This is a genomic window from Methylobacter sp. Wu1 (assembly GCF_036553575.1).
Lineage (GTDB): Bacteria > Pseudomonadota > Gammaproteobacteria > Methylococcales > Methylomonadaceae > Methylobacter.
Map to the genome: position 1 here is coordinate 76,643 of NZ_JAZHOC010000064.1, position 18,318 is coordinate 94,960.

Genomic DNA, 18,318 nt, shown 5'->3' on the forward strand with positions numbered 1-18,318 from the left:
TCGCCGCCAGAACTTTTGCTTTGAGTTGTCTTTATTATATCAAGGCATCATCAGTCTATGTAATATTGATGGATTTAGTAATTATAAAATAAGATTGGCCAATATGGCTTTTAGTAGCTTGCCCATTTCTATACATACTGCCCTGCGCACCAGGCTGAAGACCATGCCCATTGAAAATTATAGCCGCCCAGCCAGCCGGTAACATCCAACACTTCGCCAATAAAGTAAAGCCCTGGCACCGCATTGCTTTCCATTGTTTTAGACGAGATGGCGTTACAGTCAACCCCGCCACAAGTCACTTCAGCAGTACGATAGCCTTCGGTGCCGTTAGGCTTAATGGCCCAGCTATGAATCTGCTCCGAAATCTGTCGAATCTGTTTGTCGGAAAGGTCCTGCAAGGAGAGCTCCAGCACATCCTCAGCAAATAAGCTACTGATCAATCGCTTAGGTAAGTAACCGTCCAGGTACGTCTTCAGCTTGCTTTTGATCTTTTGCAGACGCTTTGATTTCAGATCCGCATCCAGATCCATGCCCGGCAGCAGATTAATCATTATTTCCTCACCAGGACGCCAATACGATGAAATCTGCAAAACAGCCGGACCACTCAAGCCGCGATGCGTAAACAAAATATTTTCACTAAAGCTTCGGCTTTTGTTGCTGATGACGCATGGAACCGCAACCCCCGATAACACCGCGAATTTAGCTTTATCCTCCGGCTGCAATGTAAACGGCACCAGGCCCGCACGCGTAGGCAGCACTTTGATGCCAAACTGTTGTGCGATTTTATAGCCCAAAGGCGTAGCGCCCATTTTCGGAATGGACAGGCCGCCGGTTGCAACCACCAATGACTGACAGATATAGTTGCCTTTGTTAGTTTTAAGCTGGAAGCGCTTGTCGATTGCCTGCTCAATGGTGCCTATGCTGGTGTTCAGCTGTATGACTGCACGGGCTTTATCGCATTCCGATAGCAGCATATTGAGAATATCGCGAGCGCTCTCATCACAGAATAACTGCCCATGATCTCTTTCATGAAATGGAATACGGTAGCGCCCGACTAGGGCCAGAAAATCCCACTGCGTGTATCGGCTTAGCGCTGATTTGCAAAAATGCGGGTTATGTGAAATGTAATTGTCAGGTCCAACCTCATAATTAGTAAAATTGCAGCGTCCGCCGCCGGACATCAGAATTTTTTTGCCAGCCTTGTTGGCATGATCCAGAACAATGACTTTACGGCCTCTTTTGCCCGCCTCGATCGCGCACATCAAACCTGAGGCCCCTGCGCCTATAATGATCACATCAGCCTCAATCATGACCCGCTCCCACACAAAAGCGGGCAACTATACAACAAATATGCTCATTTTTTAAACATAAAAACCGGTCGTATAGCCAGGCTTTTTATACTGGAACTATTGCAGCTCACTAGACCACTAGAAAAGCTCAGGATAACTGTCCGGCTCATGCATGATCTCAGGACCGAGCTCGCTGAACTTAAACAGCCTCATAGCGCGCTCACCATTGTAATCGACAACACGCAAATGATCCGTTTCATATAAATCATGGGTCGCTATATCAAAATGCTTGCCATACCGTTCTTTTGCCAGCTCCAAAGGAATTTCGTGAGCGATGAATTTATAGATGCCTTTGCCAGCCAACTTTTCCAGAAACAATTTGTGTTCGACATCGTCATGCTGCGATAGAACCACCAGAGTACCACTGCCAGAGAATAATAAATAAGCTTTCACAATTGTCTCTCCTCTCCGCTAACTTAATAAAGGAGCAATAACCAGGCTGACAATAGCCATCACATTGATGAGAATATTCATTGATGGACCGGCGGTATCCTTAAAAGGATCACCGACCGTATCTCCGACAACGGCAGACTTATGGGCTTCAGAGCCCTTACCGCCGTGATGGCCTTTTTCAATATACTTCTTGGCATTATCCCAGGCACCGCCTGCGTTCGCCATCATCAAGGCCAACAATACGCAGGAAAGCAACGCACCGCCCAGCATGCCGCCCAGTGCTTCAGGGCCCAGGGTAAAGCCGACCACGGGCGGCGCAGCAATAGCAATCGTTCCCGGCAAGATCATTTTCTTAAGCGCCGCCTTGGTCGCTATATCGATACAGGTTGCCGTATCCGGATCAGCATTCCCTTCCAGCAGACCGGGAATTTCGCGAAATTGTCGGCGAATTTCCTTGATCATCTCGAATGCGGCATCGCCAACCGCTGTCATTGTGATCGAGGCAATAATGTAAGGCAACATGCCGCCGATAAAAAGACCGATCAGCACCTCTGGATTATTTAAATTCAACTGGAAATTTTCGACGCGAACGCTGACAGTCTCAACATAAGCAGTGATAATCGCCAATGCCGCCAATGCGGCGGCACCGATGGCAAAACCCTTGCCGATTGCAGCTGTAGTATTGCCTACTTCATCAAGAGAGTCTGTGATCGCACGCGTTTTAGGCCCCAGTCCGGCCATCTCGGCAATGCCGCCGGCGTTATCAGCAACGGGGCCATAGGCATCAATCGCCATGGTAATGCCCACGGTTGCCAGCATGCCTACTGCCGCAATGCCAACGCCATATAAACCCACCAGAGAGCTGCTGGCCAAAATGACTGCACAAATTGTCACCACCGGTATGACGACGGATTCCATCCCTACAGCCAGGCCCGTGATCATCACTGTAGCCGGCCCGGTTTCCCCTGATTCAGCAATTCGATGAACCGGTTTACTGGCCGTGTAATATTCAGTCACCAGCCCAATCACCACTCCTCCTGCCGCACCAGCCAATACGGCTAATGCGACTTTTAAACTAATCCCCATAACGGCTACAACCAGAAAAGCTGTCAAAATAAACAGAATGGACGCGCCCAATGTACCACTGCGCAAGGCCAATTCAGGCTTTTCGCTGGCATTTAACTTGAGTTCCATCAAAGGTTTAGCAAGAAACCCCAAAACTTCATGCCTCAGAAGCACTTCAATCTGTTTATTGCCTGCCTGATGCACTAAGGCGATACCCGCTATGGAACAGATGAGTCCTGTAGAAGATAAAGCCAACGGCAAAAACATCAGATCCTCACGCAACCCCAGAGGATCGATAATTTCAGCCTCCATAGAACCGGCCATGGCAATGGTGGCAATCATCGCTCCACAATAAGATTCAAAAATATCTGACCCCATGCCGGCCACATCGCCGACATTATCACCGACATTGTCAGCAATAACGCCTGGGTTACGCGGATCATCTTCAGGAATGCCGATTTCGATTTTACCTACCAGATCAGCTCCGACGTCAGCAGATTTGGTAAATATTCCACCACCTACGCGAGAAAATAAGGCAACAGTTGAAGCTCCCATGCCAAATCCGTGAATTGCATGAGCTGTTTCTGCATCACCGCCAAAAAATAAATAGAGCGTGCCCAATCCGAGCAAACCTAACGAAGCTACGGCTAAACCCATCACGGAACCGCCAAAAAAAGCGACTGATAATGCGGCGGACATACCGTCTTCATAAGCTGCGGTAGTTGTTCTGACATTGGCTCTAGTAGCGGTAAACATACCAAGAAAACCGGCTAACCCCGAAGTTATTGCACCAACAATAAAAGACAATGTTGTCATCCAGCCCAGCGAAAAATACAGCAGCCCCCCTATTACACCAGCAAATAGGCTCAGCATCGCATATTCGCGCCGCATAAAAACCATAGCCCCCAGATGAATCTGATGCGCAATTTTGGTGACCCGCTCACCGCCTTCGCGATAACGCATTACCTTGAGGAAAATTATAAAAGCGGCCAGCAGCCCAAACAGCCCAAATAACGGCGGAATAAAAGTTGTTTGCATCATCTGTATTCCCCATTTTTTATTATTAATCCATTCGATATTAGATAATCAGCATTACCAAATAATTATTTTTCATCAATTAAAAATTACTGATTCTTTATGACACCCTACTTTAAGCTGCTCTATCAGTTATAAGCAAAAAATTAGTATTAAAAGCCGCTTTAACCATCTGTGTATGAGATATAAAAATTAAGTCATATAAATAAATATTTTTCTTGCTTATTATTTATACATTTACCATTAAAAAAATTTATAACTCATTTTGTCATTTATAAATGATTTAATTAAGCAAAGCTAATTAGAGAACCTTTTTTGATTTTCTGGAACTAAAATTCAGTAATCAAACAACGATTCACTACTCCCGTTCGTTCCAACTTGATCATAAGCTCTGGGTCGGCAAGTACATAGGAAGATGCGCTCGAATATCAGCAGCGCTATGTGTAGTAATAGATTTATCCAGCTCTAAGCAAACCATTTTTTTTATTTGCTCCGAAAAATTATTACGAAGCATTCCCAAAAACTTAGGCTCTGCAATAACTACTAATTGCTCAAACTTATTTTCACTACGGGCCTTTTCCAAATGCTGAGCAATGGAATGAGCAAAATTGTCGATTTCGTGTTTTTTTGGATCACTGGACGGACTATAATTATGCCCCTCTACGTTACCCCCACTTCCTGTACCACCTGAATACCGCATTCCTCCTGACAGGTCAGAGGTTATTTCCCTATCATGCAGACGGCCTTCTGTATGGGCAATATCTTCAAGTTCTTCTAAAGGTGAAGAAGGCGTATCGGCGGTAAATATTCGCGCCCGACTACTATCAGCAACAAGTATCCAGAATGATTTCATGGTTATTTCCTCTAGTAAGAAATTATCCAATTGACCATTCAACATTATGCTCTATTACTAAAAATATCTATACGTATGCTTACATAGAGCTATTTACTCAATGACCATGTGATCTATTTATTTTCTAAGTGTTTATACTTAAGTTATTACACCAATACCTTTGCATTTGATGTTACGTTATAAATACTTAAAAATTAAAATGGTTATATAGAGACATTTGAAGTGATCCTGAGTGTGAGTTTCTTTAGCCATTCGATGAAAACTGGAGAGATAAGATGGCTGCCTCTTGCACTAATGAAACGCTTCATGTCCTGCAGCAAAGTACTATCGAAAGCGACAAGGACCTATGGGGATATCAGAATATGATTGTTGAACCTGGTTATACTGAATTAGCAATCATCTATGATACAAATGAAAAGCTCATGCCTAATAAAGCGACTTTAAGCCATAACTTCTAATGACTATGCAATATTCCATTATTGTCGCTTTAACGTGTATTACAATACTTGTCAGTTCGCAGGCATCAGAACTTCCAAAAGACAAAAGGCAAAATCAAACAATACAACAAAAAAATTTTACCGCTGAAACCCTCGCTCAAAATCCACAGCTTGAAACTTATTTCAACGAAGGCCAATGTCAGTCATGTCATAGCATCAAGCAATTAAAGGGATTTTTAGCTGAAACTGAGCGAGAAAAATAACTTGGCTGCCTCCATTGCGAGTGTTATAGGCAAGGAAGAATATGCCGAAACGGCACTTTAGAAAAGCCAAATAAATAACGGGCATAAAAAAAGGGCTATCCAATACAAGATAGCCCTTCTATTATATGGCGTCCCCAGGGGGGTTCGAACCCCCGTTACCGCCGTGAAAGGGCGGTGTCCTAGGCCACTAGACGATGGGGACTAAAACGGGTTTAGTCAGCCTAATTTTTAGCAAACTATAAAGTCTGCTGATAGCTACTTCTTAACTATATTATATAAACCCCATGTTCTCATATAGCCCATGCAAAACATAAGCCTATTGAATTCATGGCGTCCCCAGGGGGGTTCGAACCCCCGTTACCGCCGTGAAAGGGCGGTGTCCTAGGCCACTAGACGATGGGGACTAAAACGGGTTTAGTCAGCCTTTGGCTTCTTGGTGGAGCCAGGCGGGATCGAACCGCCGACCTCAACACTGCCAGTGTTGCGCTCTCCCAATTGAGCTATGGCCCCTTAGTTAAGAACCGCCATTTTACAGGTTTTTTCAGTTTTGTCCACTATTATTTTGAGTTTTTATAAAATTTATCGCTCGCAGTATCCGAGACAGGGTTTTTTCTTTGCCAAGAAGCGATAAAGTCACATCGATCGCCGGTGAAACAGAAGTCCCGGAAACAGCGACACGTAAAGGCTGCGCCACTTTCCCCAAATTGAGTTCCATCTCTTCGGCAAGGTTGATGACGATCTGATGTAATTTCTCGCCTTCCCATTCGGCGATTGCGGAAAATTCATCGTGCAATCGGGCCAACACTTCTTCCGTCCCTGCCGTGAAGTTCTTTTTAGCCGCTTTCTCGTCATAGGAATCGAAGTCTTTATAGAAGTAAACACTTGCTGCCGCCATTTCAACTAATGTTTTGCTGCGTTCCTTTTGCGCTTTTACGACATCAATCAGATCCGGCCCTTCCGAAGGATCAATGCCCAGTTCGCCCATATGCCAGCTTAAATGGCGCGCAACATGAGCTGGATCGCTGTTCATGATGTACTGATGATTCAGCCATAACAGCTTTTCAGGATTGAATGTGGAAGCCGATACGTTGACGTTTTCCAGTTTGAAATACTCAACCATTTCATCCAGGGAAAAGACTTCCTGATCACCATGAGACCAGCCCAGCCTGACCAGATAATTAAGCAGCGCATCCGGCAGATAGCCATCATCACGGTATTGCATGACACTGACAGCGCCATGCCGCTTTGACAACCTGGCACCATCAGAACCCAGTATCATAGGCAGATGGGCATATTTCGGCAGCTCGGCACCCAATGCTTTCAGGATATTCATCTGCCGAGGCGTATTGTTTATATGATCATCGCCGCGAATAACATGCGTCACACCCATATCCATATCATCAACCACAACGGTTAAATTATAGGTTGGCGTACCATCTGCCCTGGCAATAATCAAATCATCGAGTTCTTTATTGGCGACGACAATTTCGCCTTTAACCAGATCAGGAATGGTAACAACCCCGTCAGTCGGATTCTTGAAACGAACGACCGGCATCCCCTCGCCGTGCGGTACGGCAGAATCCCGGCATTTGCCGTTATAGCGCGGCTTTTGCTTGTTAGCCATTTGCTCGGCGCGCAACTGCTCGAGTTCTTCTTTGCTGCAGTAGCAATAGTAGGCATCGCCTTGATCCAGCAATTGTTGAATAACTTCTTTATAGCGATCGAAGCGATGAGTTTGATAAAAAGGTCCCTCATCGTACTCCAGCCCCAGCCAGGTCATACCTTCCAGAATGGCATTCACCGATTCCTGTGTTGAACGCTCCAGATCGGTATCCTCGATCCTTAAGATAAACCTCCCTCCATGCTTGCGCGCATAAAGCCAGGAAAACAAGGCGGTACGAGCGCCGCCTATATGCAAGTAGCCCGTTGGACTCGGGGCAAATCGTGTTTTGATACTCATTTGATATTTATTTCTTCAGTAAAATTTTTTTCGCATATTCTGTTGGAATTTGCCTGGCTGCAGTTAAGCGGGCCGTTTTGTAATTAAAGGCAACGCTGCCTTTAGCCGTCTCATTCCTTCCCAGAAGTGCCAGCGAGGCACCATGACCTTTGACAGCGGCTTTTTCATACCATTGCGTTGCCGTATCAACATTTTGCGGCACCCCCATTCCTCTATCATATAGCGCCGCCATAACCACTTCCGCTTCAATAAGACCCTGCTTGGCGGCTTTCAGCATCCACTCGGCCCCTTTCTGTTCATCTTTGTCTACGCCATCCCGCCCCAATATGTACATCGCGCCCAATTTAGCCTGAGCTAAGGCGTCACCCTGCTCCGCCATTTGTTGAATATCGCTTTCGACTGCTTGTATGGCAATACTTGACGCTAACAGCACTGATAAAACCAATACTCTAATCATTTCCAACCCCATAGTTAATAAACCATTTGTATTATTTCACGTCATATTATAAAGATGAATTATTCATTTATGAAAAAGTCAATGATCTGCATTTTTTAAGTAATTGATAGTAAATTTGTCTGCAGCATTTTACTAAAATGCTGCTGTACCGGTCGCAATTGAAGCCGATGATGACGGGGCGGCGTTCCTAAAAGCCGGGGCTAATGCCCAGGCACAACCAGTTCATCCGATTTAACACATCAAATACACTGCTGGAAGCACAGCTATGAATTGAATTAAGAAAGGCAGGCAAAAAGGGGTTAACTTTGACTAAATCAAGCAAGAACCAAGTTAAAGTTCTGCAAGTTTCACAAGCATAGCGACGCTTGTCGCTCATGAATTTAAAAAATAAAACCGAGGATGCAACTCTACATCCTCGGCCTCTTGGATGATTGTTTACAAATTAATGTTTGTGTTTATCATCATGTTTATCATCGTCATGGCCATGATGATGTTCTGAGTCAGGGAATCCAACGACTTCCCAGTTCATGGAACTGCCGCGCTGTTCCATTGTAATATCATATCTCTTACCGTTGACATCTAAGCAAGGAATGAACAACTCTCCTTTATGCCCATCATTCAAGTTAACAACCGGCTCGGCATCGCAATAGCTTGATACGCACGTGCTGACATCAACTGTTGCCACAGTTCCAGTGCTTGTAGTAACAAATGCTGTCCCGTCTTTAACAACGACATCAGTTGCATTGGGTACTGGAGTAGTTGCTGGACACGAAGCGTCTGATGGCGGAACCAACTTGAGCGGATCGACTGCATCAACCAATCGAACAGTTAAGAAACCATTAGCCGCTGTAAAAACGGCCCCGCCCTCTACTACAGTAGGAGCGGCTACCGCTGCATTAGCCGCCAATAAGCCAGCAACCAAAGAACTTAAACCAAATTTTTTCATTATTATCTCCCAAATATACGTATCACCATGATACATATTGGGTATAAGTATATATGCTTAAAACTTAACAAAGCGTTAACCGGCTCGCATTTTTTTTAAAGAAAATGTGTTACGAAATTTGTCATTTTGTTACCAAATTTGTCACTTCCACCGTTTATAACTCATTTAAAGAATATTATGTGGAACTGTATGTTTATTCCGTTAAGCGCAAAACTGAATATTGTCGCGCTTTTATTTCGATTAATAAAATAGCCGGCAGATTTCATAATCTGCCAACTTACTTAATGAATACATTAATATTCAATTACTCAATAATCTCCAGTCCTCCCATATAAGGGAGCAATGCTTCAGGAATGCGAATACGTCCCTGAGCGTCCTGATAATTTTCCATAACCGCGATCAGGGTTCTGCCGGCCGCCAGGCCTGAGCCATTCAAGGTATGCACCAGTTCAGGTTTGCCGGTTTCCGGATTGCGCCAGCGCGCCTGCAGGCGACGGGCCTGAAAATCCTTGAAATTACTGCACGAAGATATTTCACGATAGGCGCCCTGCCCCGGCAGCCAGACTTCGAGATCATAGGTTTTTGCTGAGGAGAAGCCGGTATCGCCGGCGCACAGCAACACCTTGCGGTAAGGCAGTTTCAGTTTTTTCAGGATATTTTCAGCATGCTCAGTCAGTTCTTCATGCGCTTTGGCGGAATCTTCAGGCTTGACGATCTGCACCAGCTCGACTTTTTCAAACTGATGCTGGCGGATCATGCCGCGCACATCGCGCCCGTATGCGCCGGCTTCGCTGCGGAAACAGGGCGTGTGCGCAACGAATTTCAGCGGCATGTCCTTGGCGTCGACGATAACGTCTCTGACAATATTCGTGACCGGCACTTCAGCAGTCGGGATCAGATAGAAAGGCGTGTCATTTTCGACCTTAAACAGATCGGCCTCAAACTTCGGCAACTGGCCGGTGCCGCGCAGACTATCCGCATTGACCAGAAACGGCACATAGGTTTCGCTGTAACCATGTTCCAAGGCATGCGTATCCAGCATCAATTGAATGATCGCGCGCTGCAGTCTTGCCAATGGACCGTTCAAAACCACAAACCGGGCGCTGGCAATTTTGGCGCCCAACTCGAAATCCATACCCCTCTTTGCCCCCAGATCGACGTGGTCCTTGGGTTCGAAATCGAATGCGGGAATATCGCCCCAGCGGCTGATTTCAACGTTATCGTCTTCGCTTTTGCCGTCCGGCACGCTGACATCGAGTATATTGGGAATACCCTCCATCAAGGCGGCCATTTGCGCCTGGACTTCGGACAATTCCGTTTCCGCTTCTTTCAATTGATCGCCCAAATGCTGAACCTGATCCAAGAGAGGCTGAATGTCGTCGCCTTTGGCCTTGGCCTGCCCAATCGCCTTGGACCGGCTGTTGCGCTCGTTCTGCAATTCCTGGGTTTTAACTTGTATGTCTTTGCGTCTGGCTTCCAGCGCGGTGTAGAACTCCGAATCAAAACTGAATGAACGTCTGTTTAATTGTTCTTTTACAAAATCAAGATCAGCTCTAAATAAATGGGGGTCTAACATGACGGTGTAGTTACCTTCTAAAATTAAGAAATTGAATGAATATGTGCCGTTGCCGGCCAGCTAACGATATGTTTGAGATTCAGCCTTGACTGAAGTTCATGGATGGCTTTTTCGACTTTTAAAGGCTCATCGTAAAATTCGATGATCAACGGCAATTCCAGCGACAGATCAAGCAGCGATGAGGTATGGATCTCACCTGACGCGCCCGCTCCGGCAATACCGCGAATCACTGTGAGGCCCTTGATCTTTTCCTCGTTATGCAGAATATCCAGGATCCGATTAAGATGATCGCGCCCTTCCATGGTATAAACTCTGGCAATTGTGATTTCAGTTGTAGTCATATCTGTCTGCCCACCCATAAGCCCGTCCAGAGCACCAAGATACTGATCAAACCGTTGCCGGCAAAAATGCCGAGCATTAAATTCAAATGGTTTTCAAATGAATAACCATGCTCGATCATATATAAAATTAAATATAAACCGGATAAGGTTAAGTAAAGGCCCACGATAACTATCATAATCGCAGCCCGATACTCCATGGATAGCGACGCTTTCTGCAATAAAATAGTTGCTACAATACCTATTAAAAAAGCGCCGATGGCGTTCACGATAACCAATGCATAAGGAAATAATCCGCCCGGCCATTGTATGGCGCCGCCCGAGTAAAGAAATAACGATCGACCGGAAAGCAGCCCTAGCCAGACAGCCAGCAGACACGCCGCAATGCTGACCAAGACATTCAGTGCGGCTTTAGCGAAACTGCCCTGTTCGATCAAATAAATCGTTTCCAGCGAGAAACTCGAAAACGTCGTAAAGCCGCCCATGATACCCACCAGAATTCCGGCCCGATATTCCAAGGCGAAGGCGATACGTTGCAGAATAAGGGCTTCAGCCAGCAAGCCGATTAAAAACGAGCCGATCACATTTACGGCTAACGTGCCATAAGGGAATCCTCTCCCTAGCCATTGATAAGTTCCCGTTGAAACTAAAAAGCGCAGCACCGAGCCAAGCGAGCCGCCCAATGCCACGGCGATCAATTGATTCATGTTGACTCAGGCGCTACCTGTGCCCTTATAGGCAATGAAATGATCCCGATAATAACGCAGCTCTTCAATCGATTCGATAATATCGCTTAAAGCCATGTGTGTAGCTTTCTTGCTAAAGCCGCTTCTCAATTCCGGCGCCCAACGGGCAACCAGTTCCTTCAGCGTTGACACATCCAGATTGCGGTAATGGAAGTAGGCTTCCAGCTTGGGCATATACCGATAAAGAAAACGCCGGTCCTGGCAAATACTGTTGCCGCAGATAGGTGATTTGTTTTCAGGCACCCATTCCTTGATAAACTCCAGAGTCAGCCGTTCGGCTTCGGCATCATCAATGGTTGAAGCTCTGGCTCTATCAATCAAGCCCGACTGCCCGTGGTATTTCTGATTCCAGTCATCCATAGCCGTCAGCGCTGCATCGGATTGATGGACCGCCAGCACAGGCCCTTGAGCCAGGATATTCAAATCTTTATCGGTAATGACCGTGGCAATCTCAATGATTAAATCAGTATCAGGATTTAATCCGGTCATTTCCAGATCTATCCAGATGAGATTCTGTGAGTCCTGCGCCATATTATTGTTTCCATAATATTAATAAGGTTGCGGTAAATTGTAGCATTGGCTATCTTGTATGCCTAATTCTTAAACTTTTGCTTCAAACCCATGAATACTTTTACCATTATCTTCATAATCGCATTGATTATTTCCTATTCGGTTCAATTCTGGCTGTCCAAACGCCAGGCCGCTTATGTTAAAAGTCATCGTAGCGCCGTGCCTGAAGCGTTCAAAAACAGCGTCTCTCTGGAGGCCCATCAAAAAGCGGCCGACTATACCATCGCAAAAGGAAAACTCGGCGATATCGACAGCATTATCGGGGTAATCGTCTTGCTGCTTCTGACGGTGGGCGGCGGGATCAATGCCGCTTTTGAATTATGGGCCTCTTTTGACTTGTCGCCGCGAATAGCCGGCATCGGAGCCATAGCCACTCTTTTTCTGGTCATGCATCTGATTGATCTCCCGACCAGCATTTATCAGACATTCGTCATTGAAGAAAAATTCGGTTTTAACAAAAGCACTCCCAAACAGTTCATCAAAGACCAGTTTCTGCAACTGGCTTTATCTGCAGCTATCGGCCTGCCTTTGCTGGCCCTGATTTTGTGGATCATGGACAGCATCGGCTCCCTTTGGTGGCTATGGACGTGGGTAGTTTTGATCAGTTTCTCATTGCTGATGAGCTGGCTTTACCCTACCGTCATCGCGCCGCTGTTCAACAAATTCACGCCCATGCAGGAAGGCGCGCTGAAAGACCGGATCCAGGGATTGCTGGCCCGCTGCGGTTTCAACAGCCAGGGCATCTTCATCATGGACGGCTCGAAGCGCTCAGGCCATGGCAACGCCTACTTTACAGGCCTTGGCAATAACAAGCGCATCGTGTTCTTTGATACGCTGGTCAATTCACTGGAAGATGAAGAACTGGAAGCCGTGCTGGCGCATGAACTGGGACATTTCAAATGCAAGCACGTCATTAAAATGCTGATCGCCACATCGCTCATGAGCTTGATCAGTCTGGCTGTTCTTGGCTGGCTGATCAATGAGCAATGGTTCTATGCCGGGCTCGGCGTACAACAGCCGTCCAATGCCGCAGCCTTATTGTTGTTCACGCTGGTTTCGCCTGTCTTTACCTTTTTCATGCAACCGGTCATGGCGTACTTTCAACGCAAGTTTGAATTTGAAGCCGACGATTTCGCCTCGAAAAACGCTCAGGCCAGCAAAATGATCAGCGGACTGGTCAAGCTGTACGAGGAAAACGCCAGTACGTTGACGCCGGACCCGCTCTATTCGGCCTTCCACTACAGTCATCCGCCGGCGGCTATCCGTATCGCCCACCTGGAATCCAAAATGCAGAGCGCATAATGGCTGAACTGCTTGAAGGCTTGGTCCTTTCCCACTTAGGTCAGGGCATCGCCGTCGAAACCGACGGCAAAATCTACCTGTGCCAGACCCGCCGGCGGCTCGATACCGTCGCCGTCGGCGATAAGGTTTTATGGATGCAATCGGCGCCCGATCAGGGCCGTATAGAAGAAATCCTGCCCAGGCGCTCATTACTGGCCCGTCCGTCCAGAAACGACAAAGTCCGCCCGGTGGCCGCCAATATCGACACCGTGTTCGTGGTCTTTGCTATCGAACCTTACTGCGATTTTCTACTGATCGATCAATACCTGGCCGTCTGCGAAAACCATAACATCAACGCCTCTTTAGTGTTCAACAAGATCGATCTGGGGCAATCGGACGCTATCGAACAGGAGTTGCTCGACTACCAGAAATTGGGTTACCCGTTATACCGGGTCAGCACCAAAATTCCAGGACACGAAGGCTTGGAAGAACTGAAACAGGCGTTAAAAGGTCAGGTCAGCATTTTTGCGGGCCAATCGGGCGTCGGCAAATCGTCCTTAACGAATACCCTGATCCCGGATAAGGAACTCAAAACCAATACCATTTCGGCAACAACCAAACACGGGCGTCACACCACCACGGCCGCGACGCTGTATCACATGGATCAGGGCGGTGATCTGATCGACAGCCCCGGCGTAGCCATTTTCGGACTGGCAGGTCTTAACGAACAGCAACTGGCTTACGGATACAGGGAGTTCCAACCGTTGATTGACAGCTGCCAGTTCAACGACTGCCGGCATGTCAATGACAAAGGTTGCGGCGTGCGGGCGGCGGCCGAAAACGGCGAAATTTCAATGAAGCGCTATCAGCGATTTTTGAAGCTTAGGGAGAAAATGCCGCCCGCATAACCTCTTATTATCAAGAGCCCTGAACAGATTTTTGAGCTGATCGGAGTAAAGAAAGTATGGCACAGAACACCTTTAAGCTGGGAATCCCCGGCTTTCACTACGCAGATCTCTATGACGCCACGCGCCTGAAAGACCTGCTGGACGTATTCGACACGACGGTCGAACAGCAAAATCCTGAACTGTTCAGGGCCTTTCAAGACTATCGGCTGAGCCAGGGCGAAGGACTGGAGCCGACGGCAATCTCCGACCTGCTCGTACGCATGGGGCCTTATGTCGGCCAGTTCGTCGCCAAACTGTTCAATGTAACCGGGCAACATCAGACTCAAACCCTCAAAATCAAGGACGAATTCGATACGGTCTATACCTATAAACATGAAGTCGTCGACAAGCTTGGCGCACTCTTTAAGGGGCAGGATATCAATGACTGGGACATTTCCGCCATCACAAGCCGCTTTGAACTGCTGATTGAAGCGGGTTTCCCGAAAACCAATAGCGATAATGATGCGGAGCGCCGCGTAGCCCGTGCCGGCTCCGAACTGGCACGGCTGGCCAAACATTACGCGCTCATCGCCAAAGGCCAAGACAGCGGCTACGAGAATGCCGATCAGGCGGTAGAGGCGTTGCGTCGGAATCTGAGCGCGCATGGGTCAGCGGCTGTCGCCTTTGCCGACATTCTAGCACTGCAGTATGCGCCCGAATTCGTAAACTGCCTGCTGGACATCGTTCAGCGCTGGAGCTTTGCAGCGCGCCATGACGAACAAATCAGCCAGACAGTCAGCGATTGGCTCAGCTTCAAAACGCCCGGCAAACAGGACTTCGACGATCTTGTCGAACATGAAATCGCCGATCGCGGACTCTACAAAGCCTGGGTGGGGCCCAAGCAATTACGCAAGCGGCGCGACGGCTTTACGCTGACCGATCCGCGCTTCAACGAAAGACAGGTACTGTACGAAGTCGACCATTGCATCTACTGCCACGAGCGCGACACGGATTCCTGCTCCAAAGGCATGCGCAACAAGAAGACCCAGACCTTCAAAACCAACCCGCTGGATGTCACCATCACCGGCTGCCCGCTCGAAGAAAAAATCTCCGAGATGCATGTGGTCAAGCGGCAAGGCGACAATATCGGCGCGCTGGCCATCGTCATCATCGACAACCCCATGTGCCCCGGCACCGGCCATCGCATCTGCAACGACTGCATGAAGGGCTGCATCTTCCAAAAGACCGATCCCGTCAATATTCCGCAGATCGAGACCAATGTCCTGACCGATGTGCTGTTCATGCCTTACGGCTTTGAAATCTACAGTCTGCTGACGCGCTGGAACCCGCTGAACGTCAAGCGCCCTTATGCCTTGCCCTATAACGGCAAAAACGCGCTGGTCGTGGGACTGGGGCCGGCCGGCTACACCATGAGCCATTACTTGCTGAATGAAGGTTTCGGCGTTGCGGCTATCGACGCCTTGAAGCTGGAGCCGCTGCCCGTCGGATTGGTCGGCGATGCCGATACGCCGCCCGAACCGATCCGGGATTTCAGCGAGCTCTACGAACAACTGGACAAACGCAGGCTGGCCGGCTTCGGCGGCGTGGCCGAATACGGCATTACGGTGCGCTGGGACAAGAACTTCCTGAAAGTCATCTATATCAACCTGCTGCGGAACCGGAACTTCCGCGCCTACGGCGGCGTCCGCTTCGGCGGCACGCTGACTATCGACGATGCCTGGAACATGGGCTTCGACCATATCAGCATCGCCACCGGCGCCGGCAAGCCGACCGTTATTAACCTGAAAAACAACCTGATCCGCGGCATCCGCAAAGCCTCCGATTTCCTGATGGCGCTGCAGCTGACCGGCGCCGCCAAAGACTCATCGCTGGCTAATCTGCATGTGCGCCTGCCGGCCGGCGTCATCGGCGGCGGCCTGACCGCGATCGACACCTGCACCGAACTTTTGGCCTATTATCCGGTGCAGGTTGAAAAAATACTGACGCGCTATGAAAAACTGGTGCAGGTGTTCGGCGAGAAAACGGTACGCATCCGTTATGATGAGGAAGAAATCAAAATCCTTGATGAATTTCTATCACACGGCAAAGAAATACGCGCCGAACGCCAACGCGCCGAAGCGGCCGGCGAGAAACCGAACTTCCATCCGCTGCTTGAAAAATGGGGCGGCGTCACCCTGTTCTACCGCAGAGGCATCAAGGATTCCCCAGCCTACCGGCAAAATCATGAAGAAATTACGTCAGCGCTCACCGAAGGCATTGCCTTGGCCGAAGGCATGAGCCCCATGCAGGCGCTGGCCGATGAGCATGGCCATCTGAAAGCGGTACAGTTTGAAAAAATGGTTCAGGACGATGACGGCAGCTGGGTCATCTCAGGAAACGACGTGGCCGTGCCGCTGCGCAACCTTTATATCGCCGCCGGCACCTCGCCTAATACGATTTATCAAAGCGAGCATCCCGGCACTTTCGAGATGGACCGGCAGTTTTTCCAACGCTATCAGCCGGAATGGCTGGATAGCGGCCTGGAGCTGGTGCCTATGGCCGATAAGGCCGCGCCGAAACTGGGCAAGCCGGCGCCGCTGACTTCCTACCGGAAAGGCGATAAATTCATCAGTTTCGGCGGCGACAACCATCCGGTCTATGCCGGCAATGTCGTCAAGGCCATGGCCAGCGCCAGAGACGGTTATCCCTATATCGTCAAGCTGTTCGAGAAAGAACTGGCCAACCTGGACCCGGCCCAGCAGCCGCAACTCGATGCAGCGCTTCGGGCCTTTTTTGCGGCTCTCGATGAAGCCCTGACAGCGACCATAGTCGCCATCAACCGGCTGACGCCGAACATTATCGAAGTCGTCGTCAAGGCGCCGATGCAGGCCAGGCGGTTCCGGCCGGGTCAGTTCTACCGGGTGCAGAACTATGAAGCCCTGGCGCCGACCGTCGAAGACACGGTACTGGCGGCGGAAGGCATCGCCCTGACCGGCGCCGAAGTCGACAAGGAAAAAGGCACGATCTCGCTGATCGCACTGGAAATGGGCGCCTCCACGCGCCTGTGCGCCAACTGGAATATCGGCGATCCGCTCATCGTCATGGGCGTCACGGGTACGCCGACGGAAATCCCGCATGGCGAAACCGTGCTGCTGCTGGGAGGGGGCTTAGGCAATGCCGTCCTGTTCTCTATCGGCAAAGCGTTGCGGGCGGCCGGCAATCGCGTCATTTATTTTGCCGGCTACAAAAACAAGCATGATGTTTTCAAAGTCGAGGATATCGAAGCCGCCTCGGACATCATCATCTGGTCCGTCGACAAAACGCCTGATGTTGAAGAGCCTATCGTACCGTCGCGTCCGCAGGATAAAACCTTTATCGGCAATATTCTGGAAGCCATGCTCGCCTATGCCGACGGCAAGCTGGGCGACCAGCCCATCAGCCTGTCCGAGGTCGACCATATGGTTGTAATCGGCTCGGACCGCATGATGGCGGCCGTCAAGGAAGCCCGCTTCGGCGTACTGCAACCGTACCTGAAAGCGCACGTAGCCATCGGCTCCATCAACTCGCCGATGCAATGCATGATGAAAGGCGTTTGCGCGCAATGCCTGTGCAAGCATACGGATCCGACAACAGGCGAAGAATACTTCGTCTATTCCTGCTATAACCAGGATCAGGAACTGGACCGTGTGGACTTTACGCATCTGCATGAACGGCTGCGGCAAAATTCGGTACAGGAGAAGTTGACCAATCTTTGGCTGGACTATCTGCTGGAAAAACAAAAAGAAGCGGATCGGCCATAAACTCTATGCCATGCCGGTGTGCCTATAATTGCACCGGCATGGCCTTGAAATTGCGATTACATTCTTACCGCAGTTAAAGCCGCCTCGGCGCGATCGCCGATATGGCTCTTTTCAAAGTCGCCCCGCAAAATCTTCAAGGCGTATTTCTCCCGATCGATTTCCTTGCGTGTGCGAACGCCCAGCCGGCGCAAAATCGGGACCGGAGGGCACCAGCCCTGGACGGCATGCTGAAATAAAAACGGCAAGGTAATGGGTCAAATATGTGATTTGCTCATATAATATGGAGCATGACCTGTTATCAAGAAATTACCTGCCCGGATTGTGGCAGCAACCAAATTATGAAGTCCGGCCGTAGTGCATCG

Annotated in this window: 17 protein-coding genes and 3 tRNA genes; 5 read left to right on the forward strand and 15 right to left on the reverse strand. The window is 48.9% G+C overall.

Annotated elements, in window-relative coordinates; translation table 11 throughout:
• Window positions 1-128: 128 nt before the first annotated feature.
• The 4 genes from V2P20_RS14150 to V2P20_RS14165 all read right to left on the reverse strand — a co-directional run bounded on the left by V2P20_RS14150 (window position 129) and on the right by V2P20_RS14165 (window position 4,695).
• Window positions 129-1,310: an NAD(P)/FAD-dependent oxidoreductase gene (locus tag V2P20_RS14150; RefSeq protein WP_331819392.1), complete on the reverse strand. Its 1,182-nt coding sequence runs from the start codon at window positions 1,308-1,310 to the stop codon at window positions 129-131.
• 117 nt (window positions 1,311-1,427) lie between these two features.
• Window positions 1,428-1,742, reverse strand: coding sequence for a hypothetical protein (locus V2P20_RS14155; RefSeq protein WP_194970145.1), 315 nt, complete (start codon window positions 1,740-1,742; stop codon window positions 1,428-1,430).
• A gap of 18 nt (window positions 1,743-1,760) precedes the next feature.
• On the reverse strand, window positions 1,761-3,848 hold the full coding sequence (locus V2P20_RS14160; protein WP_331819394.1) for a V-type H(+)-translocating pyrophosphatase: 2,088 nt from the start codon (window positions 3,846-3,848) through the stop codon (window positions 1,761-1,763).
• Between the two features lie 376 nt (window positions 3,849-4,224).
• Window positions 4,225-4,695, reverse strand: a complete 471-nt coding sequence (locus V2P20_RS14165) for a host attachment protein (RefSeq protein WP_331819396.1) — start codon at window positions 4,693-4,695, stop codon at window positions 4,225-4,227.
• Window positions 4,696-4,970: 275 nt separating this feature from the next.
• Here V2P20_RS14165 and V2P20_RS14170 point away from each other — a divergent pair, with 275 nt between their 5' ends.
• On the forward strand, window positions 4,971-5,153 hold the full coding sequence (locus V2P20_RS14170; protein ID WP_331819398.1) for a hypothetical protein: 183 nt from the start codon (window positions 4,971-4,973) through the stop codon (window positions 5,151-5,153).
• Window positions 5,153-5,395, forward strand: coding sequence for a hypothetical protein (locus tag V2P20_RS14175; protein WP_331819400.1), 243 nt, complete (start codon window positions 5,153-5,155; stop codon window positions 5,393-5,395). Before V2P20_RS14170 ends, V2P20_RS14175 begins: the two co-directional genes overlap by 1 nt.
• 126 nt (window positions 5,396-5,521) lie before the next feature.
• Here the strand turns inward: V2P20_RS14175 and V2P20_RS14180 are convergent.
• From V2P20_RS14180 to orn, 10 genes are all read right to left on the reverse strand, one after another.
• Window positions 5,522-5,597, reverse strand: a tRNA-Glu gene (locus V2P20_RS14180).
• A gap of 126 nt (window positions 5,598-5,723) precedes the next feature.
• Window positions 5,724-5,799: transfer RNA gene (locus tag V2P20_RS14185), tRNA-Glu, on the reverse strand.
• 30 nt (window positions 5,800-5,829) lie between these two features.
• Window positions 5,830-5,905, reverse strand: a tRNA-Ala gene (locus V2P20_RS14190).
• A gap of 31 nt (window positions 5,906-5,936) precedes the next feature.
• Window positions 5,937-7,355 (reverse strand): glutamate--tRNA ligase, encoded by a 1,419-nt coding sequence (gltX, locus tag V2P20_RS14195; protein ID WP_331819402.1) that lies wholly within the window; start codon window positions 7,353-7,355, stop codon window positions 5,937-5,939.
• Between the two features lie 7 nt (window positions 7,356-7,362).
• The gene (locus V2P20_RS14200) at window positions 7,363-7,812 is read right to left on the reverse strand and encodes a tetratricopeptide repeat protein (RefSeq protein WP_331819404.1); all 450 of its coding nucleotides are present in this window, start codon (window positions 7,810-7,812) and stop codon (window positions 7,363-7,365) included.
• Between the two features lie 442 nt (window positions 7,813-8,254).
• A complete protein-coding gene (locus V2P20_RS14205) occupies window positions 8,255-8,758 on the reverse strand; it encodes a hypothetical protein (protein ID WP_331819406.1) in 504 nt (167 codons plus the stop codon).
• A gap of 304 nt (window positions 8,759-9,062) precedes the next feature.
• Complete coding sequence (gene serS, locus V2P20_RS14210; RefSeq protein ID WP_331819408.1) at window positions 9,063-10,334, reverse strand: serine--tRNA ligase; 1,272 nt, start codon at window positions 10,332-10,334, stop codon at window positions 9,063-9,065.
• 23 nt (window positions 10,335-10,357) lie between these two features.
• Window positions 10,358-10,675 (reverse strand): DUF190 domain-containing protein, encoded by a 318-nt coding sequence (locus V2P20_RS14215; protein ID WP_194970154.1) that lies wholly within the window; start codon window positions 10,673-10,675, stop codon window positions 10,358-10,360.
• Entirely contained in the window at window positions 10,672-11,379 is a 708-nt protein-coding gene (gene crcB, locus V2P20_RS14220; RefSeq protein WP_331819411.1) for a fluoride efflux transporter CrcB, read from the reverse strand. The genes V2P20_RS14215 and crcB overlap by 4 nt, the downstream gene beginning before the upstream one ends.
• Window positions 11,380-11,385: 6 nt before the next feature.
• Complete coding sequence (orn, locus tag V2P20_RS14225) at window positions 11,386-11,949, reverse strand: oligoribonuclease (RefSeq protein WP_331819413.1); 564 nt, start codon at window positions 11,947-11,949, stop codon at window positions 11,386-11,388.
• 90 nt (window positions 11,950-12,039) lie between these two features.
• Between orn and V2P20_RS14230 the strand changes: the two genes are divergently transcribed.
• From V2P20_RS14230 to V2P20_RS14240, 3 genes are read left to right on the forward strand one after another with little or no spacing between them, the layout of a single operon-like run.
• Entirely contained in the window at window positions 12,040-13,290 is a 1,251-nt protein-coding gene (locus V2P20_RS14230) for a M48 family metallopeptidase (RefSeq protein WP_331819415.1), read from the forward strand.
• The gene (gene rsgA, locus V2P20_RS14235) at window positions 13,290-14,177 is read left to right on the forward strand and encodes a ribosome small subunit-dependent GTPase A (RefSeq protein WP_331819417.1); all 888 of its coding nucleotides are present in this window, start codon (window positions 13,290-13,292) and stop codon (window positions 14,175-14,177) included. Before V2P20_RS14230 ends, rsgA begins: the two co-directional genes overlap by 1 nt.
• A 56-nt stretch (window positions 14,178-14,233) precedes the next feature.
• Complete coding sequence (locus V2P20_RS14240) at window positions 14,234-17,956, forward strand: pyridine nucleotide-disulfide oxidoreductase (RefSeq protein WP_331819419.1); 3,723 nt, start codon at window positions 14,234-14,236, stop codon at window positions 17,954-17,956.
• A gap of 56 nt (window positions 17,957-18,012) precedes the next feature.
• Here the strand turns inward: V2P20_RS14240 and V2P20_RS14245 are convergent, their stop codons facing one another.
• Entirely contained in the window at window positions 18,013-18,201 is a 189-nt protein-coding gene (locus V2P20_RS14245; RefSeq protein ID WP_331819421.1) for a hypothetical protein, read from the reverse strand.
• Window positions 18,202-18,318 lie beyond the last annotated feature (117 nt).

Coding starts and splice junctions, on each gene's coding strand:
- V2P20_RS14170 (WP_331819398.1), top strand. CDS start 4,971: ATGGCTGCCTCTTGCACTAATGAAACGCTTCATGTCCTGCAGCAAAGT.
- crcB (WP_331819411.1), bottom strand. CDS start 11,379: ATGAATCAATTGATCGCCGTGGCATTGGGCGGCTCGCTTGGCTCGGTG.
- V2P20_RS14205 (WP_331819406.1), bottom strand. CDS start 8,758: ATGAAAAAATTTGGTTTAAGTTCTTTGGTTGCTGGCTTATTGGCGGCT.
- orn (WP_331819413.1), bottom strand. CDS start 11,949: ATGGCGCAGGACTCACAGAATCTCATCTGGATAGATCTGGAAATGACC.
- rsgA (WP_331819417.1), top strand. CDS start 13,290: ATGGCTGAACTGCTTGAAGGCTTGGTCCTTTCCCACTTAGGTCAGGGC.
- gltX (WP_331819402.1), bottom strand. CDS start 7,355: ATGAGTATCAAAACACGATTTGCCCCGAGTCCAACGGGCTACTTGCAT.
- V2P20_RS14150 (WP_331819392.1), bottom strand. CDS start 1,310: ATGATTGAGGCTGATGTGATCATTATAGGCGCAGGGGCCTCAGGTTTG.
- V2P20_RS14200 (WP_331819404.1), bottom strand. CDS start 7,812: ATGATTAGAGTATTGGTTTTATCAGTGCTGTTAGCGTCAAGTATTGCC.
- V2P20_RS14160 (WP_331819394.1), bottom strand. CDS start 3,848: ATGATGCAAACAACTTTTATTCCGCCGTTATTTGGGCTGTTTGGGCTG.
- V2P20_RS14240 (WP_331819419.1), top strand. CDS start 14,234: ATGGCACAGAACACCTTTAAGCTGGGAATCCCCGGCTTTCACTACGCA.
- V2P20_RS14175 (WP_331819400.1), top strand. CDS start 5,153: ATGACTATGCAATATTCCATTATTGTCGCTTTAACGTGTATTACAATA.
- V2P20_RS14230 (WP_331819415.1), top strand. CDS start 12,040: ATGAATACTTTTACCATTATCTTCATAATCGCATTGATTATTTCCTAT.
- V2P20_RS14215 (WP_194970154.1), bottom strand. CDS start 10,675: ATGACTACAACTGAAATCACAATTGCCAGAGTTTATACCATGGAAGGG.
- V2P20_RS14165 (WP_331819396.1), bottom strand. CDS start 4,695: ATGAAATCATTCTGGATACTTGTTGCTGATAGTAGTCGGGCGCGAATA.
- serS (WP_331819408.1), bottom strand. CDS start 10,334: ATGTTAGACCCCCATTTATTTAGAGCTGATCTTGATTTTGTAAAAGAA.